The sequence below is a fragment of the Paenibacillus sp. E222 genome (genome assembly GCF_013401555.1).
In the GTDB taxonomy this organism is placed as follows: Bacteria; Bacillota; Bacilli; order Paenibacillales; family Paenibacillaceae; genus Paenibacillus.
The window spans coordinates 7,145,439-7,172,326 of sequence record NZ_CP058552.1 but is presented as its reverse complement, the minus strand read 5'-3'; the positions used below and the strand labels follow the sequence as shown (position 1 = coordinate 7,172,326).

The following is a 26,888-nucleotide window of genomic DNA, read 5'->3' as shown; positions in this document are numbered from 1 at the left end:
ACCCATTCATGGCTAAAAAAGAATTCCAGGCTGAATCCAAACGCTTGCTGGATATGATGATCAACTCCATTTACACCCAAAGAGAAATCTTTTTGAGAGAACTGATCTCCAACTCCAGCGACGCCATTGACAAAATATATTACAAAGCACTGACGGACGACACACTAGTTTTCAACAAAGAGGACTACTACATCAAGCTTACCATCGACAAAGAGAACCGTACGCTCACGCTCACTGATACAGGAATCGGGATGACCCAGGAAGAGCTGGAGAACAATCTGGGGGTTATCGCAAAAAGCGGCTCGCTGGCGTTCAAGAAAGAGAATGAAGCCAAAGACGGACACAACATCATCGGACAATTCGGGGTTGGTTTCTACTCCGCATTTATGGTGGCGGACAAGTTGACGGTAACCAGTAAAACGCTGGGCAGCGACGAAGCATGGAAATGGGAATCCGAAGGCGCGGACGGGTACACGATCTCTCCAGCAGAGAAAGATTCCGTGGGTACGGAAATCGTCCTGACGATTAAACAAAATACCGAAGAAGATTCGTATGACGAATTTTTGGAAGAGTACCGCCTGAGATCCATCATCAAGAAATACTCCGACTTTATCCGCTACCCGATCAAGATGGATGTGACAGGTCAGCGTGCAAAAGAGGGTACAGAGAACGAATTCGAAGAGTACAAAGAAGAACAAACCGTGAACAGCATGGTGCCGATCTGGCGTAAAAATAAAAGCGAACTGACCGAAGAAGATTACAACAACTTCTATATGGAAAAACGCTACGGTTTTGACAAACCGCTCAAACATCTGCACATCAGCGCGGATGGCGCAGTGGTATACAATGCAATCCTGTTTATCCCGGAGAACACACCGTTTGATTATTATACAAAAGAGTATGAAAAAGGCCTTGAACTGTACTCTAACGGTGTATTGATCATGGACAAATGCGGTGATTTGCTGCCAGATTACTTCGGATTTGTAAAAGGTATGGTGGATTCGGAAGATCTGTCCTTGAACATTTCCCGTGAAATGCTGCAACACGACCGTCAGCTCAGTCTGATCGCGAAGAACATCAAAAACAAGATCAAGAGCCAACTGCAAAGCTTGCTCAAGGACGAGCGTGAGAATTACGAGAAATTCTATCAAGCATTTGGCCGTCAGTTGAAGTATGGCGTATACAGCGACTATGGCGTGAACAAAGACACCCTGCAGGATCTGCTCTTGTTCTCGTCTTCCAAAGAGAAGAAGCTGGTGAGCCTGGACGAATACGTTTCCAGAATGCCGGAAGATCAGAAGTACATTTACTACGCATCGGGTGAATCCATTGAGCGGATTGAGAAGCTGCCGCAGATCGAGGGTGTACTCGATAAAGGTTATGAAGTCTTGTACTTCACCGACGACATCGATGAGTTTGCAATCAAGATGATCACGAATTACAAAGAAAAAGAATTCAAATCCATCTCCAGTGGTGACCTGGGCATCGAGGACAGTGCAGATAAAGAAGAGACGGACGCACAGGACAACGACAACAAAGAGTTGTTCGAAGCGATGCAAGCACAGCTCGGCGGCAAAGTAAAAGCTGTTAAAGCTTCCAAACGCCTCAGAAGCCACCCGGTATGTTTGTCCACCGAAGGTGAGCTGACGATTGAGATGGAGAAAATCCTGAAAGCTATGCCGAACAGTGAAAATGTACAGGCGGACAAAGTGCTGGAGATCAACGTAAATCACGATGTCTTCAAATCCTTGAAAGACGCATTTGCACAGGATAAAGAAAAACTGAGCCTTTACACAAGCTTGCTGTATCATCAAGCATTGCTGATTGAAGGACTGCCAATTCAAGACCCGGTTGAGTTCACCAACGATATCTGCAAGGTTATGGTTTAAAATCCGCAATACTGCAGTGATATAACGGTGTAACAAGAAAGCTAGGTTACAACATTTTACGTAACGTAAGGGTTTAAGGTACGGTAGAGTTCTTTCTGTAACCTGCAACGGCCTAACCCTTGCAACCACCATCTGCACTCCGACAGGGTATTTCCTTCCTGTCGGATTTTTTACTGTAGACATCAGGATTTGTTAATAAAAACAGCGGAAGTAGTGAAGAGGCGGATGATACTGGAGAGAACAGCGATATTTCATGTATTTGAATTGTCCGAATATGAACTTTCATAGAGGAACTGTCGCATCTCATTTTACAATTCGTGATAATAACAAAGTGAGGCTATGTAGGTAGGTCATGTGTTATGGATAGTGGTTCTTACTGATGCAATTTTTTGAAAATGAATAAAACTATTTTTACAGAAAAATTTCTTTGGTATTGATACATACTATCCTCAGTGATACAATTTGTATCAAAAGCGATATTGAGAGGTGAAAGTATATTAAAGTATTATCCGCCCCTAAACCTTTTGATAATTATTTTAAAATATGGGCCATTGTTTTACCTATAAATTCTTGGGTTTTAATGCCTTCAAATCCAGGAACAACGCCTGGGCTACTTTTATCCTTGTTATCAGTTGTTTTTGTGCTTTTATTTGCTATTAGTCTAAAATTCAAAAACAATATGGAAGTTAAACAGGTAACCAATTATTTTTATAGAGACTTAATTATTTTTGTTTACGTGTTAACGTTATTTAACGCCTTAGCACAATTAACTGTCTTATTCAAAATGAATGGAGGATATGACTACAATTTCGTACACAATGTTATATTAGTTAACGAAAATGGGCATGTTTTTTTAAGATCGAGCCTATTTACTCAATCCATTTATCTTATTGCTGCTTCAATAATTTGCTTTTACACTAAGTACTTTTACAAGAAGGAGTGGAATAAGTACATATTCATAGGCACTTCTATATTTCTTATTTATGGGTTTTACGAATGGTTTTATTATTTACTATTTGGAACAACTGGAGACTTTTTAAGTAACAGAGTATTTGCTTTAGATATTAACGGTAATCCTAGATTGGGGAGCATGAGTCAGAGAACTGATGCTTTTGGAATAGATACACTCAGGATGAAGAGTCTAACAGGAGAGCCAAGCGCTTTCGCGCTAACTGTATTACCTCTCTGGATATTCGCAATACATTTACGCAAACCTTTATTCCACATTCCCATGCTAATAGCATTAATTTTATCGACCTCTTCAACCGCATTTTTAGGAATATTAATTTATTTCATGTATAGAGTTTTGCGTTATCATTTAAGAGATAGGTATTGTCAAATACTAATATATTTCTCCGCAATTTTAGCTATCCTAAATTATAAAAGGATTGCTTCCGTTCTTGAATTCTTACTATTTAATAAGATTGATTCCCACTCTGGAATTCAAAGATCCTCTTCTATGTTCAAACATCTGGAATATTTTTCACATATGCCATTTTTCAACAAGTTGTTCGGGGTTGGATTTGGATATGTTCGCTCAACTGATTTTTTCTCTACGTTATTGGTTAATAGTGGTATTATTGGATTTATTTTATTTAGTATATTTTTCTTATATCCAATGTTTAAATTAAAGAAAAGTTATTTTAATGATGGTCTTAAAATTTCTTTGCTAATAATTTATGTATCCTTAATGATATCCGTCCCGGAATTTTCGTACTTGACTACATGGTTGTTTTTGGGGATAAGTTACAATCAGCTAGCGAGAGAAAAAAAATCACCCCTTCTTCACAACTTGAATCTCGCAAAATTTCAATCATCAAAAGTAATGTGAGGATGTCGGAACTTAGAATTAAATGTTCGGTAAAGTAGATTTCTCATTCTTTGAGGGATACTTTATCGAACTTTTTTTTGAATAGAATTTAATCAATGGGATACGTTGTACTTATTAACTCAACTTTCGCACCTAGAATATTATCTTAAACCCTTAGGGGCGTATGTAAGAATTCAGTACAGCAACTCCTATTGACAAAAAACACCTCAAAATTTGAGTGAATTATAATGTCATTTTATATCATTATCATTTAGGTGCACGGATGATAGTCTGGCAGGGTATAATAAGAGAAGACGACTGTGTATCACAAGTTGATGTGAGAAGAGATGACAATCGCAGACAGGTTTTGCTTTTCGAAACTGCAGAATATGTGTATAATCACTCAAAATAGAGACAGTCGGCTAGGAGTGATCAACATGCAATGGAACGATCTGAGAGAACATAGACAATACCCTGAACTAACGAAACTGGATGGGGCTCGTGCAGCCTATGAGCGCGACTATTCCAGACTGATACATTCACCAACCTTTCGTCGGCTGCAAGGCAAATCGCAGGTATTTGGCGCAGGAACAGGCGATTATTATCGCACACGATTGACCCACTCCCTGGAGGTGGCGCAGATTGCACGAGAAGCAGCAAGAAGCTTGCTGCGTCGCTACCCGGAGGTAGAATTGAACCAGGCGGACAGTCCCGGACTGATTATTGATTCGGAAGTGGTGGAGTGTGCCGCGATTGCGCATGACTTCGGTCACCCGCCTTTTGGGCATAAAGGTGAAGAAGTGCTGGATGGCATCCTCGATGGTCTCATTAACACAGAGGTCAAGAAAATCATGAAGAAAAATCGCGGGGCCAAATCACCTCAACCGGAAGCGGAGATTCGTGCAGAGCTCAAGCGGAAGTACGAGCATTTTGAAGGCAACGCGCATAACTTCCGTCTCATTATGTTTCTGGAAAAACGGGAAGATATCGATGGGCTGAACCTGTCGGATGCGGTGCTGCTCGGCATCAACAAGTATCCGTATCCCGGCACGGAGAGCAAGAAAGGCATGTACCATCATGAATGGCAGTATATCCGCGAGATTCGCAATCGTTGGGACATTCCTGCTGGCAAAAAGACGCTTGAAGCACAGCTGATGGACCTCTGCGACGATATTGCGTATTCCGCACATGATCTGGAAGATGGCATCAAAGCAGGCAAAATCGAAGTACACGAGCATTTCCTGCAAGATCCGCATATCAATCGATTGATTGTGGATAAGATTACGACGCTGGAGGATCTGTTCTGGAACGGATGGACAAGGGAAGCGATTGGCAAAAAAGTCGAAGAAGTTCTCGCTTCGTTCCTGCGCATCTGGAATGAAAAGATGCCGTTCTGCGAGCATGATTACTCACGTACCCGCCGTGAGGTCAAGGCTTACTGGGTCAGTCTTTTTGTCGCTAGCCTGGGGGTTATTGATAACGGAGATTGGAAAAAGGTGACGTTTGTCCGTGAAGGTGCCGAGGATCTCGATATGCTGCGTACGGTGAGTGTGCTCAAGAGCTTTGCCTGGGTGACCATGATTCGTGACCTGCGTGTGCAGAGGTTGCAAAAGCGCAGTGAATGGATGATCAAGCGTCTGTGGGATGCTTTCCTTGACCCGGAAACGTCCAAATCCATTATTCCGTCCGACTGGCTGCAACGCTATGAGAAGGATCAGGCGAAGGCGAATCCGATCTGGACTTGGGAGCATATGGTGATCGATTATATTGCCGGGATGACGGATGCTTTTGCCGAGAAAATATACAATGAACTATACGGTCTTAAGGTCGGTTCCATCTACGATCTCGATTAGAGATAAGCAAGACGAAGGGAGATGAGACGCTTGGGTGCGAATATCAGTGGAAAATACAATCTAGGCGTACTTGACCTTGTTCCAAGGTTGAACGGCGCCACAGCAGAACAGGCGCTGCAACAATCCGTTACACTTGCGCAGCATGCTGAAGTATGGGGCTATTCAAGGTACTGGACGTCTGAGCACCATGATATGGACGAACTTGCATCAGCATCACCTGAAGTGTTGCTTGCCCATATTGGCGCGCGAACGAACACGATCCAGCTTGGCTCTGGTGCTGTGCTGTTACCACATTATAGCCCGCTTAAGGTAGCCGAGTCATTTCGACTATTGGCGGCGCTCTACCCGGGGCGCATTGAGTTAGGCTTGGGACGTGCTCCTGGGGGCGGTCCTAATGCAACGATGGCCTTGAGTGGCAATTACTTGCAACATGTGTCCAAGTTGCCTGAGTCGCTCGCTGCACTAACCGAACTGCTGGAAGACCGCTATACCTATGAAGAACATCCGGTGACGGCCCGCCCGATTCCGGAGCTTCCATTATCCTTATGGATGCTGGGGACCAATGTAAAGAGCGCTGAGTTTGCTGCCCGCTTCGGTATGGGGTATGTATTCGGACAATTTATGAGTGATACGGAGGGTACCGAGGCTGTGCGGCGTTATCGGGAGGGGTTTATCCCCAGCGCCAATAGGAAAGAGCCGGAGGTTATGGTTGCTGTCAGTGTACTGTGTGCGGAGACGCAGGAAGAGGCGTTGTCCTGGAGCCGCGAAATGGCGGAAAGACGCAGAGCCGTTGGGAAAGAGATTTCTACGCAGGCTGACAACATCAGCACAAGTTCAAGCAATAACAACGGGACCACTGATGCCACTGAGAATGGAGTACAGCGGCATTATGCCGGTACACCTGCACAGGTCTGGGATCAGTTGCAACAGGTGTGCCAAAGGCTAGATACGGATCGGCTACTTGTGGTGACAGCTGGACCGGATTACGAACGAAGGTTGGCCTCTTATAAGTTACTGATGAACGCATGAGAGGACGACTGTTAGCCGTTGTGATACAAAGAATGGCGGGTCCATACCTGCCATCTGCATGGATTCAAATCGTAAGAGTTGCAGATCGGATATTTGCCGTATGCTGCAGCTCTTTTTTGCTTCATTTAGGTCATAATTTTACATTATTCGATTCCGTTCAACAGATGGTGTGAAATAATCACAAGATTTTACAAAATAAAGCATGACTAAAACAAAAGAATGTTATAATACTTTACGTCTCTTTTCCTATAGATATAATATAGAAAAGAGTATTTTGCAAGATGCCAAAAGAAGGGTAAAACAACGACAAAAGCACCTAAAATACGGAAGTGGCCGAAGATGGGCACAAGGGGGAAATCACATGTTTAGCAGATTCAGGATCAAGAGTATCGGTCTGCGTATCAGCATTGCGTTCTATTTATTAATCCTCTGTTTAATTCTTCTGAGTGTCACGATTATTACACGAATGAATTCAATGGAAAATAACACGAATGATATCACCAATAATTGGATACCATCACTCCAGCAGATTAACCGATTGAACTATACGACAGAACATATTCTGTCATTGAGTTATCGCCATTATGATGCCCAGGCAAGTGAGAAAGCAAACCTGGCTGAAGAACGTACTAAATACATTCGCGAAACAGCTCAGGCTATTAAAATGTATGATCAACAGGATAAGTCTACGGAAGAAAAGGAACATTGGGACGCACTGAAGATGAAGTGGGAAGCGTACCTCAAGATTAACACGCAATCCATCAAGCTGAGTGATGAAGGCCAGGAACAGTTGGCCAAGGAAGTATCCGAAAAAGGGGCAGCTTCCTTTGATTCCATGCAAGTTCATCTCGATTATCTGGTGCAGTACAATCAGGAGCAGTCCAATATCTCTGCCGCGCAGACCATTCGATCCGTACAAGATGGCAGGATGATCATTTTTGTGGGTGTCCTGATTATGATTGTGATTACGGCCGTCAGCATTCCCATTATTCGTTCACAAGTCGTTAAACCGCTGCTTCGGGTGATCAGTGCCGTGAAACTGATTGCGGAAGGTCAATTGAATGTCCAGGACATACATACCAAACATGAAGACGAAGTGGGTGTTCTTGCCAAAGCCGTGAATGACATGAAAGGTAATCTGACCTCGATGGTATTGAATGTCAGACGAATCGCTGAAGCCGTCAACCGCCAAAGCAGCGAACTGGCCATTTCCTCTGAAGAGGTTAAGATCGGCAGTCGACAGATTGCCATAACGATGGAAGAGTCGGCAAAAGCGGCAGAGAGTCAAGCGGAAACGGCTGTTGAATCTGCCCGTACTGTTGAAGGATTGAACGCACATATCCAGCAACATTCCGAACAGGGGAATCAGCTTAGACTGATGTCAGATCTCATTTTGAAACAAGGACTGACCGGTCGCGAATCCATGGAGCAATCCGTAAACCAGATGCAGCAGATTGCTGGTGTAGTTTCGTCTTCCATGAACAAGATGGAACAGCTGGACCGCAAAAACGAAAATATATCGCAGTTGGTTCAAGTCATTCATGACATTGCGCGACAGACCAACCTGCTCGCATTGAATGCTTCCATCGAAGCTGCTCGTGCAGGAGAGAGTGGACGCGGATTTGCAGTTGTTGCAGCAGAAGTGCGGAAATTGTCCGAAGCCGTTCGAACTTCTGTAGAGGAGATTACCGTCATCACGGAGGACATCCAGAAGGATTCTCAGGGTGTTGTTGAGGAATTGCGAACAGGTGTACTGGAGACAGAACGAGGGCAGCAGCAAGTACGTAATTCCGGCAATCTGTTCCGTACCATTAGTGAGTCGGTAGAGGGTATGGTTCAAGTCATTGGTACAATGACAGATGGTCTGGAAGGTATGCAGGAAGCGAGCGGACGGATGAATGATTTCAGTCAACAAATCTCGGCAGTATCAGAGGAATCCGCGGCAAGTGTTGAGGAAGTGTCAGCGTCAGCCGAAGAACAGGTGAGTTCAATGGAAACGATTAGCGGCAATATTCAAACCTTGAAAGACCTGTCTGAAGATCTGCTTTCTTCCATTGAAAAATTAAAAATATAAAACCTCTTCTTATAATAGAAGAAACATGAAGGAAGGGTACTATATTGAGCTCTACAAACAGCAAAGATTCAGTTGTCGGAAGTTACGTATATACCTTCGCTTGTCATGAGAATGAACGTGCCCTATGTGAATTGGAATTGGAAACGATGCTCGTTCCTGGAACAGATATTGGTTCAGGAGATCACGCCTATGTACGCTCCAATATTTGCATTCCACCAGGTAGAAGTCCATTTGTCCGGGGCAGACTGGATGTGATGGCCGAAGCGGATACAGTAGCAGGTCTGAAACCTGCTGCTTCACAAGTCGCCCTGTCATCTGGTGAAACGTTCAAGGTTGTCTGCTTGAAAGAGGGCGATGACATGCCGGATTATGCACATTCCCGTCTGCTGGAAAAAGAGCTGGGCATGTGCATTCAAGGCAAAGCTATGATGAAACAGCCTGACGTGACTTTTGGACTAATGCATGTGAATGGAAAATGGCTCTTCGGTCAATGGACTGAGGCTGATCGCTCGTGGCAAACCCATCATCACAAGCCGCAAAATTACTCTACGGGCCTTGGTGTTACGTTAGCCAGAGCGTTGGTCAATATTGCTATTCCGCAAGTGGAGGGACATCAGTTGCTCGATCCGTGCTGCGGAATGGGAACCGTTGTAATTGAGGCGTTGTCGATGGGGATTGAGGCAAGAGGTAATGATTTGAACCCTTTGGCAGTACAGGGTGCACGCATTAATCTTCCTCATTATGGGTATGATCCAGCCAGAATTACCCTCGGGGATATGAATGATTTGGAAGGTTTCTACGATGCAGCCATTCTGGACATGCCATATAATCTCTGTTCTATTCTTCCGGATGAGGAGCAACTTGCTATGTTGACGAGTTTGAAGAGACTTGCAGGACGGGCAGTGATCGTTTCCACCGAATGGGTAGCGGGGCACATTTTGGATGCCGGATGGAACATTGATCAGTATCGAACGGTGAGCAAAGGCACGTTTATACGTCACATTTGGCTCTGCACATAGAACGGTTGAACTGAAAATAACAGAAAAAACCTCGGTACCGGAAAAAATTCATTTTCCGGTACCGAGGTTTTTGATTTTTGTAGGGAAACTACCTTACATGGATTTGTACAATTTCACATAGGGGAATTTAGCGTTTTTAGTATTTATGACTATAATTCACCAGATTGAGCGGGAGGGTTTGTCCAGCAATATACGCTTCCAGGTTTTGAACAAAAATATCAAGCGCCCGTTCGGTGTATTGCTCTGTACTGCCTGCAATGTGCGGCGTAATCAGGACATTGTCTTTACCCCACAGCGGATGATTGGCAGGGAGCGGCTCCTCCTCGAATACGTCAAGTGCAGCAAAGGCAACCTGCCCACTGTTCAGTGCACCCAGCAGAGCTTCCGTATTCACGCTTGGACCACGTCCGACATTGACGAAACAGGAACCGGATTTGAAGTGCTCAAATGCAGTCTGATTATAGATATGATGGGTTTCATCTGTGAGTGGCAAAATATTGATGACGTAATCGCCTTGCCCCAGTGCTTCATGAAGGCCGGACATATTGTACATTTGGTCTACATTCGGAACGTCTTTTCCGGAGCGCCGAACCCCAATGACCTTCATGCCCAGTGCCTTGAGAATGCGCGCTGTTTCTGATCCGATCTCTCCGACGCCGACGATAACCGCAGTTTTGCCATGCAATTCTGGCAGTGGTTTGCCAGGTGATTTCCACTCCGCCTGCTGCTGGTGCAGCATCGCTTGTCTGAGCCAGCGGCTGTGGGACAACATCATGCCCAGAATGATTTCAGTAATGGGAATGGCGTGTACGCCATTAGCACTGGTTACCAATATACTTTTTTGTTCCAAATCTGAGAAAGGTAGGTTATCCACACCTGCTGACCAGACCTGAACCCATTTCAGAAGACTGTTTTCTTTCAGTGCATGCTCGGTTACCAGAGGAGACCAGCCTACGATGATTTCGGCTTCTTTTAACTCCGATGTATCAATCTCCCTGGCTTTGCCAACCGTAAGTGTATAACCTGGTGCTGCATCCAGAATGCGTTGCTGCTGCTTTGTCGACAAGGATGGAAAACATACAATTTTACCCATAGTTAGTGGCCTCCTGAATGGAAATATGTTGTGGCTTTAGTGTAGCAGAAAAGAAGGTGATGTGCGTAAAAGGCAGGAATACAGCCTCATGTGCAAATCCCAAAAATTGTGTCACTCTATACTTAACCAGCTTGAAACCATAGAGGCGACTGTGAAATAATAAAGCGAACTTTAGAAGAGGTGTATACCATGAATAACTATTCACATTCACATACGGATCTTCCATCCCGACGGGAACGATTATTTACTGCACTTCGAGTGCCGGCACATATTCAGAATTCACTTCGGATGTCTGCGGAACAGGTGCAAGGAAAGTTTGATTTTCGCAAATGGACGGACTACCGGGATTATCATATTACATTGCAATTTCTGGGAGATACCCTTGTTAGTGACATTGGCCAACTTCGGAAAGTGCTGCGCTCGGCAGCGTCCGGATTCCAGCCTTTTGAACTGCAATTATCCGGATGGGGAACGTTCGGTTTGGAAGAGACACCAAAGGTGCTGTGGAAAGGTGTTGAAGGAGAGATCGACCAACTGCATCTTTTGCAAAAACGGATCGTGGATGCAACTTTCTCCCTTGGATTCGAACCTGAATTAAGACCTTATTCTCCTCATATTACGATCGCGCGTAAATTTCTGGGTGGGGACCCAGGAAATGAGGATAAAGGAATATTTGAAGTGCTTCCAGGGCACTTTTTGGGTGTTAATTCTTGGATGGTGCAAGATTTTGTGCTTTATGTGACACAGCCAGGTCAGGCGCCGATGTATGAGGTCGTGGATACGTTTTCTTTTTCCTGAAACTCATTGATATGACATAAAATCACATTGACATTACGTTATTCCCTATGTAATATTAGCCATCGTTATTCAAATTCTTTTTTTGTGGTTACTAAGTTTAGGGAATTGTTTCGACAGGAGGAATCTTCGAATGGATATTATAAGCAAGAATCGTTGGGTGGCACCGATGTTATCTGTGCTGCTTGTATGTATAGTGGGGGCTAATGTCGTCCAGGCGACTGGAAAATGGAATGAGGCAAGTGATAGCAAACAGATGACCGAACTTGCGGCTTCTGCGGAAAATAGCGAAAATTCTTTTAGCGGAGACAGGCGGATGATGGAAGACGGGACAAGTCTGTCTACTGAGGCGTCTATCCAGGCTGATAACTGGACCAATTCGCTTCCGGCCAAGAACTGGCTCACGACTGCTCAAGAAGAGCAGCAACAGAAAGAAGCCAAGGCTAAACATGCGGCCCGAGCTGCAGCAGCGGCCAAAGCAAAGAAAGAGGCTGCTCTCAAATTGGCGAAAGTAGAGCGTGCCAAAGCGGTAGCTGCAATTACGACTCCCCCCCAAAAACTTTACTTTACGCGGACCAAACTTCTGAACCAGGAAGACTCGAAACTTGCAACCTGGTCATACAGTGTGTCCGATAAAGAGCTGCTTCTGCTGCAAAAAATCGTCATGGCAGAGGCGGAAGGTGAACCGTACGAAGGCAAAGTGGCAGTAGCCAATGTTGTCTTAAACCGGCTGCGGTCAGCCAATTTTCCCGATACCATTTACAAAGTAATCTACCAGAAATCTCAATTCAGTCCTGTAGCGAACGGGCGCTTGAAACGTGTTACTCCCAATGAGGACAGTATCAAGGCAGTTAATGCAGCGTTGAATGGGAAAAAGGAAGTCGCCGATGATACGTATTATTTCTTGTCATTGACGCTTGCGGACGATCTCACAGTGGCTCGCTCCCAAAAAAAAGTAAAAACGATCGGGCATCATACTTTTTACAAGTAATTGACCTGTAAATTCTGCAAACAGGCAGGGTAGTTAACTATGTATTTGATACATAGACCTTGAAAAGCTCTGTAAATGCAGTTTTATTTCTTCGTTTTTAATTTATTTGGACATGAGGGGTTGTTATTTAAATTACCCTTTTTTGCAGCAAATCATACGGAGATATGAACGAAATAAAAGAAGGTTCCCTTCCGGATCAATGGAGGGGAACCTTCTTTGTGCATGTCTTTAAGAGATGAAACGCCTTCGTAGAACGACTAGAAGGGGTCATAGAGCTGCTAGAATGGGATTCGGGTACCTGACAGCGAAGTTGCCCCAATTCCGGCTGTGAAGCGCTCCTTGGGTGCCGATGTGACTTCCGCTGTAGCCGGGAACAATAAATCATGGACAGCCTGGGCACAACACGTTGGATCATAGGTGTTTCTGTTACCTGGATTGTGAACTGATTTCAGCTGGCTTTCAGCTTGATGCGGTGCGTAGACCTGCTCACACAAATGTCTGAAGCGATCCGCAATAACGTCAGCAGAGTGAATGACCTGCCCGTATCCGGCTTGTACAAAATATTCACAGTTCTCTTCTTCCTGTCCCGGCAATGGAGGTACGAATAACATCGGCAGGCCTTTAGCCAATGCTTCCGTACAAGTCATGCCACCTGGCTTCGTGATGAGCACATCCGATACGTCCATCAGTTTGCTGACCTCGCGGGTATACCCTAGAATGCGTATATTTGGATGCTGGAAGCAGGACATTTCCTTCAGCTTGGCAATCATTTTCTCATTGCTTCCCAGACAGAACAGCAGCTGCACCCGATCCGCCCATGACGTGAGGGCTTTCATATGCTCTTCATCAAAAGAAAGTCCCCATCCGCCACCCATCAGCAGAGCTGTAGGCATGTTCTGAAGCCCCATTTCCTGTCTGAGGCTCACTTTGTCTCCGGCTTCCCAGAAATCAGGATGCACAGGAATGCCTGTGATTTGAATGCGTGAAGGCTCAACACCCCTGATTTCAAGCAGAGCCTTTACCTGTGGCGTGGATACTAAATATTTGTTGACCTCGGGATTAATCCACGTTGCATGCACATCGTAGTCTGTGACGAGTGTATATAGTGGAATATTAAGTCCCTGACGTTTCAGTCGTGAGATGACCGCATTCGGAAATGGATGGGTGCAGATCACGGCATCGGGTTTCAATTGGGATACGACTTGAGCCGTCTGTGTATAGAAAATCCGGTGCAAGGCCAGTTTGGTAAATCCGTTTAGCGATTTGTTGTATTGCGTCCGGTACAGCAGACTGACCAGCTTGGGCTGAACGGTTAGTGTCTTGCGGTATGCGGACAGAATAAGCGGAGCCATGGTTGGATTTAAAAATTTGCCCAGCTCAATAACCCGGCTATGCACATGTGGACTGACTTTCTTAATGCCGCTTGCGAGCGCGTGGGCGGCCTGGGTGTGACCGGTGCCGAAACCTTCGGATAACAAGAGCACTCTTGGTTTTCGCATGAGTTCACCTTTATTCATCAATTTAAATTTAACATTCATAGTCATACCGCACGTTGCATTACTACATGAATATACAGCGAAGCGGAAAATCATGTTCATTCGTTACATATTTACACTATAGTTAATGTTCTGATACATCGAAACTTCGTCTTTATCCGTGTTATTGGAGTCATCATACACTATAGACGACGATAGAAGCAGTTTCCACTGCATTTCGGTTAAAAAAATTTAACACAAATTTTTAATGTTAGGGTTGCAATCTGATGATGAGAGTGGTAATCTTGGTTTTGACCGAATGACCGAATTGTATTTTTGGTCATTTAAAGAGGACGATCAACGAATACGAGGAGGGATATGATGGCTCCGATTGACAGGAGACAGCAGGTCATTCATGCAGCCGCGCAGTCTTTTGCCATGTTTGGATACAAGGCAACCACGATGGATCAGGTAGCGAAGATTGCGAATGTTGGCAAGGGAACGATCTACACGTTCTTTACGAATAAGGAACAATTGTTTGATCAGATTTTGGTGGAAGTCATCCAGGAAATGAAAAATATTGCTCATCGTGAAGTTCATCAGGAAAGTGCTTTTTTTGATAATCTGTTTCGTGTGCTTGATTCATTGCTGGAGTTTCGCCGTGATCACGATTTGCTGGTTAAATTGTCCCAGGAGCTTAAGGATTTTGGAACTCTTCAGGCTAAAGAAGGTTTGGAGAAAGTGGAGAAAGTCATCTCCGATTTTCTGGCACGGGAGCTTGAGAAGGCAAGAGACAACGGAGAGATTCGGGATTGTGATCCACAGGTAGTAGCCTTTATGATGATTCGTTTGTACATCGCCCTCACCTCAGATTGGAGCAAGCAACACGAGCCGCTGAGCAAAGAGGAAATCAAGAATTACTTTCGCCTTTTCTTAATGGAAGGAATTGCTGCTGCAACGTAGCCCGAATTTATTCTACTATAATATGGGTTAGTCTTGCGTATTGCAGGCAGTGAGGCTTGTCGAGAGACAGGTTTGTTTTTTTGCTCTAAAGTGACCGTTTGAGGAAAGTGGTCACTTCGTGTTTCGGTAATTTTCCGGAACACATCAATTAATTTCATTATGGTTATTCTGCTTGGAAAGCAGAGAGAACAAGGGGAGAAAATGACATGAAATCTTTATCCGTGTTTTTCAAGGATGTGGGATCGGCCGTGAGAAACCCGAAGGTGTTGATCCCCGTTATTGCAATTTTGTTTATTCCGATTCTATATAGTGGTATCTATTTGGCGGCCTACTGGGACCCATATGGTCATGTCGATGAAATGCCGGTCGCGGTTGTTAACCTTGATAAAGGTGCCGAGCTGGAAGGCAAATCACTACATGTCGGTAGTGACCTCGTGGATGAACTGAAGAAGAATGCAGATTTTAAATGGGACTTTGTCAGTGCCAGCCAAGCCAAAGAAGGCATGGAAAACGACAAGTATTATATGCAAATCACGATCCCGGAAAACTTTTCATCCCAGGCAACCACGTTGCTTGATGATAAGCCACAGCCGGCTGATCTGATCTACGAACCGAATGGTAATTACAGCTTTGTTGGTGCGCAGATTGGCAAGACGGCCATTAAGGATCTGAAAGCTAAGGTTTCGGCCAAAGTGACGGAATCCTATGCGGAGACCCTGCTCGACAAGTTCTCCGAAGTATCGGATGGATTGGCTGAAGCTGGCGATGGCGCAGGAGACTTGAATACGGGCGCAGGCAAGCTGGATGACGGGGCGGTGAAGCTCAAGGATAATCTGGCGAAGCTGGCGTCCGGTACATTGGAACTTCAGGATGGCTTGTCTCCATTAAGTGATGGTGTCAATGCACTGCACACGGGTGCTACCAAACTTGAAAGTGGTACATCGAATCTGGTATCCGGTTTGCAGCAGCTTCAAACAGCCGCAACAAGCCAGCTTCAGAGCGGTGCAGATCAGTTGAAGGACGGCAGTGCCAAGCTGGAAACTGGACTGAAGTCTTCCGTAGACGGAGCAGGCAAGCTGCAAGCAGGTCTGCAATCGTCTGAGCAGGGCAGTGCGAAGCTGTCCGAGGGTCTGCAAAGTGCAGTGCAAGGCAGCGGCACTTTGGCCACTGGCCTGCAATCGGCAGTAGACGGCAGCAGCAAGGTTGCTGACGGTGCTCAGGGCGTTGCTGACGGGTTGAAGCAGCTTGCAGCATCCAACCCTGAGCTGGCAGCCAGTGAGGACGTACAGAAGCTGCTGGCAGCCAGTGCAGCAGTTGCCGAAGGCAGTAAGCAACTGCATGAGAGCGAACAGAAGCTTGCGCAGGGTGCAGATCAATTACACCAGGGCAATCAGCAACTTGCAGCGGGAGCGTCCGAGCTGCATGGAGGCCAAGAGCAGCTTCTGGCAGGTGCGAAACAGTTGGTGGATGGTCAGCAGCAATTGCTGGCGGGCGCTGGACAGCTTAGCCAAGGCGGAGCGAAGCTCTCCGATGGTCTGAAGCAGTTTAGCGGCAAGCTGGGCGAGGCTGCAAATGGCGGTACATTGCTGGCAGATGGAGCCAAGCAATTGGGTTCGGGAACCACAGCTCTGCAAACGGGTGTAGGTAAACTGAGCGGTGGCGTGAGTTCACTAACGGACGGCTCCAAACAACTCGGTGACGGTGCAGGCAAGCTGGCAGATGGTTTAACTGAGCTGAAAGACGGCTCAAGCGAACTGGCTACCAAGCTGAACGATGCAGCTCAGAAAACGTCAGAAGTCAAGAAAACGGACGATGTGGTGAATATGTTCGCTGAACCGGTGAATACAGCCGAGAACACAACAGAGAACGTAAGCAATTACGGTACAGGGTTGACGCCGTTCTTCCTGTCCATCGGTTTGTTTGTTGGATCACTGATTTCAACGATTGTTTTGAAAATGCGGGAAACTTCCGTACCGGGCGCAACGGGTTGGAATCGTTTTGTCAGCCGTACACTCGTATTCGGCTTTGTGAGCATTATCCAATCCGTAATCGTGGCAAGCTTCATGCTGTATGGTCTTGGACTGGAAACACACAGCGTACCGCTGTTCTATCTATTCACGATCTTTACGGGACTAACCTTTATGTTTATTGTTCAGGCTCTTGTAACTTGGCTTGACTTGCCAGGACGTTATGTTGTCATCCTGTTATTGGTCTTCCAACTTGCAGCAAGTGCGGGAACCTTCCCGGTAGAGCTGATTCCGTCATGGCTTCAGGCATTTAGCCCTTGGCTGCCAATGACGCACAGCATCATGGGCTTCAAAGCGGTTGTATCCAGTGGCAATTTCGATGTAATGTGGCATCAGGTCGGCATTCTGTCAATCTATGCAGGTATATCTGTGCTGCTGACCTTGGCTTTCTTCCTTTGGAACGGCAGACGTCGCAAAAAAGAAGTCGAAGTGGCTGAATCCGGTCAAGTGGTGACGGCATAAGCCGAATTGAACCGGAATCGGACAGAATAGTGAAAATAAACTTTGAACTCAAGTATCAAAATTATGCAATATAGTAGTCAAATAGTGCAAAGAGTCTGCGACCCGAAAATGGGTTGCAGACTCTTTTTGTATACAAATGCATAGGGATGAAGATAGTCGCTGGAGCAAGGTATAAGAATTTAGCTCAACTATGGTTAAACGCAGGCCACATATGGAATGATTTTCTTTTGTCAGCAATTAAAATTAGTTGTACTCTGACATAAAGTGTGTATAATTATTCGAAAAAGAGATGAATTTTAACGTCAGTACACTAAAGCTGTACTGCAAAACATTTCTTATCAGAGGTATTAAAAAGTTTAAATTGCGCTGATGTTAGGTCGGTGTTAAAATAATAGAACTATATCAAAAAACGTCGCTCCATATCAGCGACCGTGCCAGCGGTTGCGTGTTGTTATACCAAGCTGATTGCCGGCGATCTGGATCAGCTCATCTCATGGTTGGCCTCTGCCGCAATAGCAGCACTTGTAAGATTGACAGCATTTATTGCTGTCGCCCTCGTTCATCTAGCGGCGATTATTCATATTGAAAATGCCCGCTCCTCCCGTTTCATTGTTGCTTGTTGCCTATGTTCTTGATCTTTCCGAAATACTTCATTATAGAAAGGTTGCGTTCCATGAGACACATCGGATTACCTCCTAAACAGGGTCTGTACGACCCACAGTTCGAAAAAGACGCATGCGGAATGGGTTTTGTTGCCAACATCAAAGGAGTACCTTCACACGACATCGTTAGTCAGGCACTAACCATGCTCAGTAACATGGAACACCGCGGAGGACAGGGCAGTGAGCCGAATTCCGGTGACGGAGCCGGTATCTTGATCCAGATTCCACATCGCTATTTTGCTCAGGAAGCGGACCGTCTTGGTTTTGCGTTGCCTGAACAGGGCTTCTACGGTGTAGGGATGTTGTTCCTTTCACAAGATCCTGTCATTCGAAGCGCGCATGAAGAGAGCCTTAAGAAGATCATTGAAGAAGAAGGCCAGACATTCCTTGGTTTCCGTGATGTGCCTACGTTTGATGAGATGCTGGGACGTTCTGCGCTTGCAGCGAAGCCTTATGTACGTCAGGTGTTCATTGGAAGATCGGCAGAAGTTAAGGATGAATTAGGATTTGAACGGAAGCTATACGTCATTCGCAGACGTGCGGAGCTGGCTATTCGGTATTCGGCGGAGGAAGCAGAGGGTGGTTCATTCTACCTGCCAAGCTTGTCCTGCCGCAAAATCGTCTACAAAGGCATGCTGACAACGGAACAGGTGGGACAGTTCTATCTGGATCTACAGGAAGAGCTCGTGGAATCAGCGATTGCGCTTGTTCACTCCCGTTTCAGTACGAATACATTCCCAAGCTGGGAACGTGCTCACCCGTATCGCTTCATGATCCACAACGGTGAGATCAATACGATGCGTGGTAACGTGAACTGGATGCATGCCCGGCAGTCACTGTTTGAGAGTGAATTGTTCGGTAACGACATCTCGAAAGTAAAACCGGTTATCAACCCGGATGGTTCGGATACAGCGATGTTTGATAACACGCTGGAGTTCCTGTATTTGAGCGGACGTTCATTACCACACGTGGCCATGATGATGGTACCTGAGCCTTGGAGTACAGATGAGGGCATGGATCCTGCCAAAAAGGCATTCTATGAATATCACAGCACGATGATGGAACCGTGGGACGGACCGGCAGCAATGGCCTTTACCGACGGTTTGCAGATTGGTGCAACTCTTGACCGTAATGGTCTGCGTCCTGCACGTTACTATGTAACGAAAGACGACCGTATTATTTTGTCCTCCGAGGTAGGGGTACTTGATATCGCTCCTGAAGAAATTCTATATAAAGATCGTCTGCGTCCTGGACGTATGCTGCTTGTCGATACAGAGCAAGGCCGTATCATTGCGGATGAGGAAGTGAAAGCTCTCATTGCGGCCGAGAATCCGTATCAGGAGTGGCTCGATGAGCATCTGATGGATCTGAATGAGCTGCCGGATGCACCGGAACTGCCTGATCCAAAACATGATAACGTGACCCAGCTTCAGCTGGCCTATGGATATACATTTGAAGAACTGCGCAAAGTGTTGGAGCCAATGGCTTCAACAGGTATGGAGGCTACAGGCTCCATGGGCTATGATGCACCGCTGGCGGTTCTGTCGGATCGTCCGCAGCGTCTGTATAACTATTTTAAGCAGATGTTTGCACAAGTTACCAATCCACCGATCGATGCGATTCGTGAAGAGATTGTAACGTCTACGGCAACTACGATCGGACCTGAGCGTAACCTGCTGAATCCTGAACCGGAGAGCTGTCGTCAGATTCGTTTGGATACACCGGTACTTTCTAATGAGGATTTTGCGAAGATTCGCCACGTTCGTCGTCCGGGCTTCCGTTCCATGACAATTCCGATCTTCTTTACTGCCAAAGAGGGCGCAGAAGGACTTCGCAAAGCGATGGAACTGCTCTTTGAAGCTGCGGACCGTGTCATTGACAAAGGTCATAACATTTTGATCCTATCTGACCGTGGTGTGGACGCTGAGAATGCCGCTATTCCAGCTTTGCTGGCTGTGGCAGGTTTGCATCACCATCTGATTCGTAAAGGAACCAGAACCAAAGTCAGCATTTTGCTGGAATCGGCAGAGCCGCGTGATATTCATCACTATGCTTTGCTGCTTGGTTACGGCGTAAGTGCCGTGAACCCTTATCTGGCGTTTGAAACGCTGGATGACATGATTCAGCAAGGGCTGCTGCGTGGCATCTCACATGAGAAAGCCGTGAAGAACTACATCAAAGCCGCTACCAAAGGCGTTATTAAAATATTGTCCAAAATGGGAATCTCGACGATTCAATCCTATCGCGGAGCTCAAATTTTTGAAGCGGTGGGTCTGAAATCAGATTTCGTTGATCGTTACTTTACCTGGACGCCTTCCCGAATTGGCGGGATTGGTCTGGAAGAAGTGGCTGCCGAAGCATTGACTCATCACAACCGTGCCTTTACGGACAAAGATGGCAATGACAAGGTACTGGATTCCGGCGGGGAATACCAATGGCGTAACGACGGAGAAGAGCATCTGTTCAATCCACAGACGATCCATACGCTGCAGCATGCAGTACGTACGGGCGATTACAAACTGTATAAAAAGTATTCCAAACTCGTGCAAGGTGAAAATGATCAGTTGCTGACCATTCGCTCCATGCTGAAACTGAAACCGGTCGGTCCTGCGATTCCATTGGAAGAAGTGGAATCCGTGGAAGACATTATGCGCCGTTTCAAAACAGGGGCAATGTCCTTCGGTTCAATCAGCAAAGAGGCACACGAAGATCTCGCCATTGCAATGAACCGTGTTGGTGGTAAATCCAATACTGGTGAAGGCGGGGAAGATCCGGCTCGCTTCATTAAAGATAGCAACGGTGATTCTCGTCGCAGTGCGATCAAACAGGTGGCTTCTGGACGGTTTGGTGTAACATCCAACTATTTGGTTAATGCCGACGAGATTCAGATTAAGATGGCACAGGGAGCAAAACCGGGTGAAGGCGGACAGCTGCCTGGACGTAAGGTATACCCTTGGGTTGCTGAGGTTCGTGGATCAACACCAGGTGTAGGTCTGATCTCTCCGCCACCGCATCATGATATCTACTCGATTGAGGATCTGGCTGAGTTGATCTATGACTTGAAAAATGCCAATCCACGTGCAGAGATTAACGTTAAATTGGTATCCGAAGTCGGCGTTGGAACGATTGCGGCGGGCGTAGCCAAAGGTCGTGCCGATATTATCCTCGTCAGCGGTTATGACGGTGGTACAGGTGCATCTCCGCAAGGATCGATTCGCCACGCGGGAATGCCTTGGGAGTTGGGTCTTGCAGAGACACATCAAACGTTGATGCTGAACAATCTGCGTGACCGTGTTGTTCTGGAAACAGACGGAAAAATGCTGAATGGTCGTGACTTGGCTATCGCTGCTTTGCTGGGAGCTGAGGAGTATGGATTCTCGACAGCACCACTCGTTGCACTCGGCTGTATCATGATGCGTGTCTGCCAGATGGATACATGTCCGGTAGGTGTAGCAACACAAAACCCTGAATTGCGTAAAAATTATACAGGAGATCCGGCTCATGTCGTCAACTTCATGCGTTTTGTTGCTGAAGATGTCCGCGAAATCATGGCTGAGCTTGGCTTCCGTACGATTCAGGAAATGGTGGGGCGTACCGATTGCCTCGAAACGGTAGAGGCTGTAGACCACTGGAAGAAAAAAGGTGTAGATCTGTCCGTATTGTTGCATGTGCCTGAAATGCCAGAAGGCTCTGCACGTTACCGTACACAGCATCAAAATCACCAATTGGAAGAGACGCTGGATATGCAGCAGCTGCTGCCATTGGCACAACCTGCGATCGAATCCGGTCAACCGGTTGAAGCGGTGCTTCCAATTACCAACGTAAACCGTGCAGTAGGTACCATTTTGGGCAGCGAAATTACGCGCAAATATGGAATTGCAGGATTGCCTGAAGATACGGTTCAGTTCAAATTTGTCGGCTCTGCTGGACAAAGCTTTGGGGCCTTTGTACCTAAAGGCATGACATTGACCGTTGAAGGGGACTCCAATGACTATGTAGGTAAAGGATTGTCCGGAGGTAAACTGATCGTCATGCCTTCACCAAAAGCCACATTTGATGCCGAAGATAATATCATCATTGGTAACACCGCTCTATATGGGGCAACCAGTGGTGAAGCCTATATTCGTGGTATCGCCGGGGAGCGGTTTGCTGTACGGAACTCCGGTGCCAAAGTGGTTGTTGAAGGTGTAGGTGACCATGGTTGTGAGTACATGACGGGTGGACGTGTCGTCGTTCTGGGTGATACAGGTCGTAACTTTGCAGCCGGGATGTCCGGCGGTATCGCTTATGTGTATGATCCAAAAGGCACATTCCTGCAACGTTGTAATCTGGAAATGGTACTTTTGGAGCGTATCGAAGATGTTTCTGAGAGTGCAGATCTGCGAGGCATGATTCAACGTCATGTTGCGAATACAGGCAGTGCGGCTGGACAGCGCATTCTGGATAACTGGCAGCAATCTGTAGATCAATTTGTTCGGGTTATTCCGAAGGACTTCAAACGAATGACCGAGCAAATCGAACGGATTCAGGCAACAGGCCTCACCGGAGAGGCCGCTTTGCTGGCTGCTTTTGAAGCCAACATGCGTGAACTTGCACGTACAGGCGGTTAATCCATTCCTGTTCGATTGCATGAACCGGTTGTATTAAGAATAATAGGAGCTTTACGGCGGCCAATGCGGCGCTGTAGAGCTCCTATTTGGTTTTCGACAAAATTAGAACCCGCACAAAAAACGCTATCGCCATGAGACGACAACATTGAAGAACTTTCTCAAGTATAATAAGGCTAGTTTTGGAGTGCAGGGAAAGTATAAAGATAAGAGAGGTTAGCGGAATGAATATGAAGCATCCAAACAGGGGCGATCGTAAGCCGAAAGGTAAACCAGTCGAAGCAACCCAGATGGACATCATGAAAGTTTTACTGCAATGCGGAATCGACCCGGAGCGTTGGAACCATTTCGTATCCTCCGACAACAACAAGCGGGCTTGACAACACATCGACAAGCATCGAATAGATGGAGGGAAATCAAATCAAGACATAAAAAAGCCCAGAAACCGGAGCGTGATATTCCTCGGTGCTGGGTCTTCTTTGCGGATTTAATCCATACTGCGTTCCATACGGACAAAAGCAATAAAACGACGTGCCTCTTCTTCTGTTAAGGGTTTGCCATCAATCATCAGACCGAAGCGCTCCAACACTTCCTTATCCGATAATTCAAGGGCGTCCACGAATTCCCTTACGTCCTCATCCATCACGACATCGCTTTGTTTCGTTCGTCCAATGAGATAATCAATGGATACGCCAAAGATGTCAGCAAGTCTCGTTAACACTTCGAAATCCGGTTTGCGTCGGTTCTTCTCGTAGTGGGAGAGAGCAGCTCTTGTAATATGAATGGAGCTCGCAAGTTCTTCTTGAGTAAGTCCCCGCTGTTCCCTTAATTCAGCAATGCGATTTCCGTAGCTCATATGCTATTTCCCCCTGAACGCCATCAAATATATATTGAAACAATCCTGAGCCAAATGTTTGATCAGGGCAGCTTTCCTGCATCATCGTAACGCCTTAGTAGTCCTAGTTGTATATAGGTCTGTCTAAGGACATCTCATATTGTCGTAAATCAAAAGAACCATGTCCAAATACTGCTTGACATGATACAAATTGTATCGTAAATTGGACGTATGGAGTTACAAAATGTATCATTTGGGATATTTTAAGTATGACCACGTTGCCTAGCCAATATACCTGTGAGAAGGAGTATAGGCAACCTTGCAAGCTAATCCATTCTAAAGGAATGAAGCCATGAATTCAATGATTCAGGAATGGGCGGATCTCAAATTAAATGTCCATATGTACATTCAGGAGTTTCATGGCAAATGGGTGGACCGCAAAAGACGCCCCGTTCTGTTGCTTGGTATGGACACACGAGCGATCACCTTCCTGAGCGACCTGGACTTGCCGATATCACCAGAGATGCTGATTGGTTTGGATGTAGAAGATAGCCATGTATGTGTGCGACTCCACGCAAAGTTGCAATGGAAACAGCCTTTCGGTGAGCTCACATTGTATCATTCAAACTTGCATATTCAGCAAGAGCAGACACTATATATAACGGGACAGTTAAATACAATGATTCGAGAAGTTCAGTTTCCGACTGTTTCCCGGTTTCAGTATGAGAAGGCATCGGAACCACCTAACTTGCAGGAAACCTATCATTACATTGATTTTACCATATGAAATGAACACATTCTAAACATATTCTGAACAAGCATGTACTTAACGCCATTTTACTATATTTCATAGCGTTATGCATTAGTTCTTTAACACCAAAAGCATTTGCGCAATGAATAAAGGGGCGAGGGGGATCATACATTGAGGAAGTTTGGATATGGTTGAAATGCACTGCCACATTTTATCCGGTCTGGATGATGGCCCTGTCCATATGGAACAGTCCATTGCGATGGCTGAGAAAGCGGCAGCCTCAGGCATTACCTCGATCATTGCTACTCCGCATCACCTGAACGGGCAGTACAACAATAAACCCAACGTGGTCAATCAGGCAGTGGACCTGCTACATGCAGAACTTCGCAAACGCAACATTCGCTTGGAGATCCGTCCCGGACAGGAGATCAGGGTGCATGACAACCTGATTGGAGACTTATATGCAGGAAAGTGCTGCACACTCGCCGGGAGCCGATACATGTTGCTGGAATTGCCCTTTGGTCATATCCCCTCGCAGTTCCCCGGGATACTCCAAGAACTTAAGTTGGCGGGTATCATTCCTATTATTGCTCATCCCGAACGAAATCGTCCAATCCAGAACAATCCCGATTTGTTGGTTGAATATGTTGAGCAAGGTGCTCTATGTCAAATCACGGCTCAATCGGTCTTGGGGCTTTTCGGAAGAAAAGTTCAGAAATGGTGTTTCCATTTTTGCAAAGAAAACGGATTTCATTTCATTTCATCAGACGCCCATAATATGGAAGAAAGAACATTCTCAATGAAAGCCGCATATCACCTGCTTGAACGCCGATTTGGAAGTCATCTAGTTCAAACTTTGCAAAATAATGCGTGCTCGGTATGGAACAATTATCAAATCATAGAGCCGGAAGAACCCGTAATGATGAAGCGTAGATTGTTGTTCTGGTAACCAGCTAAGAGGAAACGATCTTCATCATAATTTGCTGACTTAAATGGGAGGAATACGAGATGGAGCTAAAAGAGTATATGCAAATTTTACGCAAACGTTTTTGGATCATCATTGCCTTCGTTGCGGTTGCTTGTATTGGGGCAGGTGTTAAAAATTATTTTTTGACTGTACCTATTTACGAGGCGAATGCCAAATTAATCGTGAACCAGGCATATAATGCTCAAGGTGTACCGAGCCTCGATATTAGTTCAATTCAAACCAACATTAAAGTGATTAATTCGTATATTGAAATAATCAAATCTTCGGCAATCCTCGATAAAGTAGCAGCTACATACCCCGATCTTGGCATGAACGGTAATGAATTGGGACGAAGCCTAAGGGTAACCACCGCGAATGAATCCCAGGTTATGAGTTTGACCGCCACCGGTTTATCTTCTGAAAAAGCGGCAAAAACGGTAAATGCCGTTGCCAAAGTGTTTAAATCCCAAATTCCCTTAATTATGAAAGTGGATAATGTAACCATTCTGAGTGAAGCCAAACCTACGGACTCCTCTGGACCTATCAATATAAATCCCGTTATGAACATCCTGATCAGTTTCTTTGTCGGACTTCTACTATCTATAGGGTTTATATTCCTGTTGGAATACCTGGACGATACTTTGAAAACAGAGGATGAACTAGAGAAGGAACTGGGTATACCTGCACTAGCTGTCATCTCCAGAATCCGAAAAGAAGACGCCCGTTTTTCCAAGCAGACAACCATATCTCAAAAACAGGTAGGTGATGGCCAGTATGCCACGGTTAACCAATGATAAAGGGAGCCTTGTAACCATGGCTAATCCCAAGTCTACGTCATCTGAGGCGTATCGAAAGTTGAGAACCAACATCCAATTCTCATCGATTGATAGTCAGATTCAAACGATCATGATTGCTTCGGCGTTGTCCGGTGAAGGAAAAACGACAACGATAGGTAATTTGGCAGTTACCTATGCCCAAGAGGGAAAAAAGGTTTTGCTTATGGATACGGACTTACGTAAACCTGCGGTGCATCGCATGTTTAATGTTCCTAACCATGTGGGGCTGACGAGTGTATTATCCAGCCAATATAAAGTTACGGAAGTACTTCGGGAAACCGGAGTGGAAGGGCTGCATGTTCTGTCTTCCGGCCCTATACCTCCTAATCCTTCAGAGATGATTGGATCTCGTAAAATGACGGCCTTGCTCCAGGATTTGAAGGAAGAATACGATGTGATTTTATTTGATACACCTCCTGTTCTGGCAGTTACCGATGCTTTAATTATTAGTTCATTGTGTGATGGGGTCATTCTTGTCGTAAGTGCAGGCAAGGTGAAGAGGGATCTGGTTAGAAAGGCAAAAGCCCACCTTGAACATGTGAATGCACGTATCCTCGGAGCAGTTTTGAACAATGTACAGGTGCCCAAGAGCCGGAATGCGTACTATGGGGAAAATGTGTAACAAATGCACACATTTGATCCATAAATAATGTCATCAAGGTGATGTCTACTATACCTTTATCAAGGTAGGCACTCGGTCACACTGTGGGTAGTGTACCTTAGACGTATATCGTCAAGGGTGTGATGTGA

Annotated in this window: 18 protein-coding genes; 15 read left to right on the top strand and 3 right to left on the bottom strand. The window is 45.8% G+C overall.

Going from position 1 to position 26,888, the window contains the following annotated elements:
* The first annotated feature begins 8 nt into the window (after positions 1-8).
* The 5 genes from htpG to HW560_RS32020 all read left to right on the top strand — a co-directional run bounded on the left by htpG (position 9) and on the right by HW560_RS32020 (position 9,674).
* The gene (gene htpG / locus HW560_RS32040) at positions 9-1,889 is read left to right on the top strand and encodes a molecular chaperone HtpG (protein WP_063564526.1); all 1,881 of its coding nucleotides are present in this window, start codon (positions 9-11) and stop codon (positions 1,887-1,889) included.
* Positions 1,890-4,136: 2,247 nt separating this feature from the next.
* The gene (locus tag HW560_RS32035; protein WP_090894198.1) at positions 4,137-5,552 is read left to right on the top strand and encodes a deoxyguanosinetriphosphate triphosphohydrolase family protein; all 1,416 of its coding nucleotides are present in this window, start codon (positions 4,137-4,139) and stop codon (positions 5,550-5,552) included.
* A gap of 30 nt (positions 5,553-5,582) precedes the next feature.
* Positions 5,583-6,581, top strand: a complete 999-nt coding sequence (locus HW560_RS32030; protein WP_257031551.1) for an MsnO8 family LLM class oxidoreductase — start codon at positions 5,583-5,585, stop codon at positions 6,579-6,581.
* A 361-nt stretch (positions 6,582-6,942) separates the two neighbouring features.
* Positions 6,943-8,655 (top strand): methyl-accepting chemotaxis protein, encoded by a 1,713-nt coding sequence (locus tag HW560_RS32025; protein WP_177185628.1) that lies wholly within the window; start codon positions 6,943-6,945, stop codon positions 8,653-8,655.
* 44 nt (positions 8,656-8,699) lie between these two features.
* Entirely contained in the window at positions 8,700-9,674 is a 975-nt protein-coding gene (locus HW560_RS32020; protein ID WP_257031550.1) for a TRM11 family SAM-dependent methyltransferase, read from the top strand.
* Between the two features lie 136 nt (positions 9,675-9,810).
* Here the strand turns inward: HW560_RS32020 and HW560_RS32015 are convergent, their stop codons facing one another.
* The gene (locus HW560_RS32015) at positions 9,811-10,767 is read right to left on the bottom strand and encodes a D-2-hydroxyacid dehydrogenase (protein ID WP_179265566.1); all 957 of its coding nucleotides are present in this window, start codon (positions 10,765-10,767) and stop codon (positions 9,811-9,813) included.
* A 189-nt stretch (positions 10,768-10,956) separates the two neighbouring features.
* On the opposite strand from HW560_RS32015, the gene thpR reads away from it, so the two are divergent.
* Complete coding sequence (gene thpR / locus HW560_RS32010) at positions 10,957-11,565, top strand: RNA 2',3'-cyclic phosphodiesterase (protein ID WP_179265565.1); 609 nt, start codon at positions 10,957-10,959, stop codon at positions 11,563-11,565.
* A 130-nt stretch (positions 11,566-11,695) separates the two neighbouring features.
* Positions 11,696-12,553, top strand: a complete 858-nt coding sequence (locus tag HW560_RS32005; protein ID WP_090894207.1) for a cell wall hydrolase — start codon at positions 11,696-11,698, stop codon at positions 12,551-12,553.
* Positions 12,554-12,831: 278 nt separating this feature from the next.
* Here HW560_RS32005 and HW560_RS32000 read toward each other — a convergent pair whose 3' ends face one another.
* Positions 12,832-14,052: an MGDG synthase family glycosyltransferase gene (locus HW560_RS32000; RefSeq protein ID WP_090901907.1), complete on the bottom strand. Its 1,221-nt coding sequence runs from the start codon at positions 14,050-14,052 to the stop codon at positions 12,832-12,834.
* A gap of 357 nt (positions 14,053-14,409) precedes the next feature.
* On the opposite strand from HW560_RS32000, the gene HW560_RS31995 reads away from it, so the two are divergent.
* From HW560_RS31995 to HW560_RS31980, 4 genes are all read left to right on the top strand, one after another.
* A complete protein-coding gene (locus HW560_RS31995; protein WP_090894209.1) occupies positions 14,410-14,991 on the top strand; it encodes a TetR/AcrR family transcriptional regulator in 582 nt (193 codons plus the stop codon).
* 206 nt (positions 14,992-15,197) lie between these two features.
* Positions 15,198-17,480, top strand: coding sequence for a YhgE/Pip family protein (locus HW560_RS31990; protein WP_179265564.1), 2,283 nt, complete (start codon positions 15,198-15,200; stop codon positions 17,478-17,480).
* Between the two features lie 673 nt (positions 17,481-18,153).
* Positions 18,154-22,752 (top strand): glutamate synthase large subunit, encoded by a 4,599-nt coding sequence (gene gltB, locus HW560_RS31985; RefSeq protein WP_179265563.1) that lies wholly within the window; start codon positions 18,154-18,156, stop codon positions 22,750-22,752.
* Positions 22,753-22,973: 221 nt separating this feature from the next.
* The gene (locus tag HW560_RS31980) at positions 22,974-23,129 is read left to right on the top strand and encodes a hypothetical protein (protein ID WP_161634243.1); all 156 of its coding nucleotides are present in this window, start codon (positions 22,974-22,976) and stop codon (positions 23,127-23,129) included.
* 107 nt (positions 23,130-23,236) lie between these two features.
* Here the strand turns inward: HW560_RS31980 and HW560_RS31975 are convergent, their stop codons facing one another.
* Positions 23,237-23,605, bottom strand: a complete 369-nt coding sequence (locus HW560_RS31975) for a helix-turn-helix domain-containing protein (RefSeq protein WP_024632898.1) — start codon at positions 23,603-23,605, stop codon at positions 23,237-23,239.
* Between the two features lie 331 nt (positions 23,606-23,936).
* Here HW560_RS31975 and HW560_RS31970 point away from each other — a divergent pair, with 331 nt between their 5' ends.
* The 4 genes from HW560_RS31970 to HW560_RS31955 all read left to right on the top strand — a co-directional run bounded on the left by HW560_RS31970 (position 23,937) and on the right by HW560_RS31955 (position 26,760).
* Positions 23,937-24,371, top strand: a complete 435-nt coding sequence (locus HW560_RS31970) for a hypothetical protein (protein WP_090894216.1) — start codon at positions 23,937-23,939, stop codon at positions 24,369-24,371.
* A gap of 151 nt (positions 24,372-24,522) precedes the next feature.
* Positions 24,523-25,284 carry a tyrosine-protein phosphatase gene (locus tag HW560_RS31965; RefSeq protein ID WP_179265562.1) on the top strand — a complete coding sequence of 254 codons (762 nt, stop codon included), beginning with the start codon at positions 24,523-24,525 and terminating at the stop codon, positions 25,282-25,284.
* Positions 25,285-25,343: 59 nt separating this feature from the next.
* Entirely contained in the window at positions 25,344-26,096 is a 753-nt protein-coding gene (locus tag HW560_RS31960) for a YveK family protein (protein ID WP_090894219.1), read from the top strand.
* A complete protein-coding gene (locus tag HW560_RS31955) occupies positions 26,077-26,760 on the top strand; it encodes a CpsD/CapB family tyrosine-protein kinase (RefSeq protein WP_090894221.1) in 684 nt (227 codons plus the stop codon). The genes HW560_RS31960 and HW560_RS31955 overlap by 20 nt, the downstream gene beginning before the upstream one ends.
* The last annotated feature ends 128 nt before the right edge of the window (positions 26,761-26,888 follow it).

Bases quoted from the DNA above. Each gene is read 5' to 3' on its own strand.
- HW560_RS31960 (WP_090894219.1), top strand. From the start codon at position 25,344: ATGGAGCTAAAAGAGTATATGCAAATTTTACGCAAACGTTTTTGGATC.
- gltB (WP_179265563.1), top strand. From the start codon at position 18,154: ATGAGACACATCGGATTACCTCCTAAACAGGGTCTGTACGACCCACAG.
- HW560_RS31975 (WP_024632898.1), bottom strand. From the start codon at position 23,605: ATGAGCTACGGAAATCGCATTGCTGAATTAAGGGAACAGCGGGGACTT.
- HW560_RS31955 (WP_090894221.1), top strand. From the start codon at position 26,077: ATGCCACGGTTAACCAATGATAAAGGGAGCCTTGTAACCATGGCTAAT.
- HW560_RS31990 (WP_179265564.1), top strand. From the start codon at position 15,198: ATGAAATCTTTATCCGTGTTTTTCAAGGATGTGGGATCGGCCGTGAGA.
- HW560_RS32005 (WP_090894207.1), top strand. From the start codon at position 11,696: ATGGATATTATAAGCAAGAATCGTTGGGTGGCACCGATGTTATCTGTG.
- HW560_RS32035 (WP_090894198.1), top strand. From the start codon at position 4,137: ATGCAATGGAACGATCTGAGAGAACATAGACAATACCCTGAACTAACG.
- thpR (WP_179265565.1), top strand. From the start codon at position 10,957: ATGAATAACTATTCACATTCACATACGGATCTTCCATCCCGACGGGAA.
- HW560_RS31970 (WP_090894216.1), top strand. From the start codon at position 23,937: ATGAATTCAATGATTCAGGAATGGGCGGATCTCAAATTAAATGTCCAT.
- htpG (WP_063564526.1), top strand. From the start codon at position 9: ATGGCTAAAAAAGAATTCCAGGCTGAATCCAAACGCTTGCTGGATATG.
- HW560_RS32025 (WP_177185628.1), top strand. From the start codon at position 6,943: ATGTTTAGCAGATTCAGGATCAAGAGTATCGGTCTGCGTATCAGCATT.
- HW560_RS31980 (WP_161634243.1), top strand. From the start codon at position 22,974: ATGAATATGAAGCATCCAAACAGGGGCGATCGTAAGCCGAAAGGTAAA.
- HW560_RS31965 (WP_179265562.1), top strand. From the start codon at position 24,523: ATGGTTGAAATGCACTGCCACATTTTATCCGGTCTGGATGATGGCCCT.
- HW560_RS32015 (WP_179265566.1), bottom strand. From the start codon at position 10,767: ATGGGTAAAATTGTATGTTTTCCATCCTTGTCGACAAAGCAGCAGCAA.
- HW560_RS32000 (WP_090901907.1), bottom strand. From the start codon at position 14,052: ATGCGAAAACCAAGAGTGCTCTTGTTATCCGAAGGTTTCGGCACCGGT.
- HW560_RS31995 (WP_090894209.1), top strand. From the start codon at position 14,410: ATGGCTCCGATTGACAGGAGACAGCAGGTCATTCATGCAGCCGCGCAG.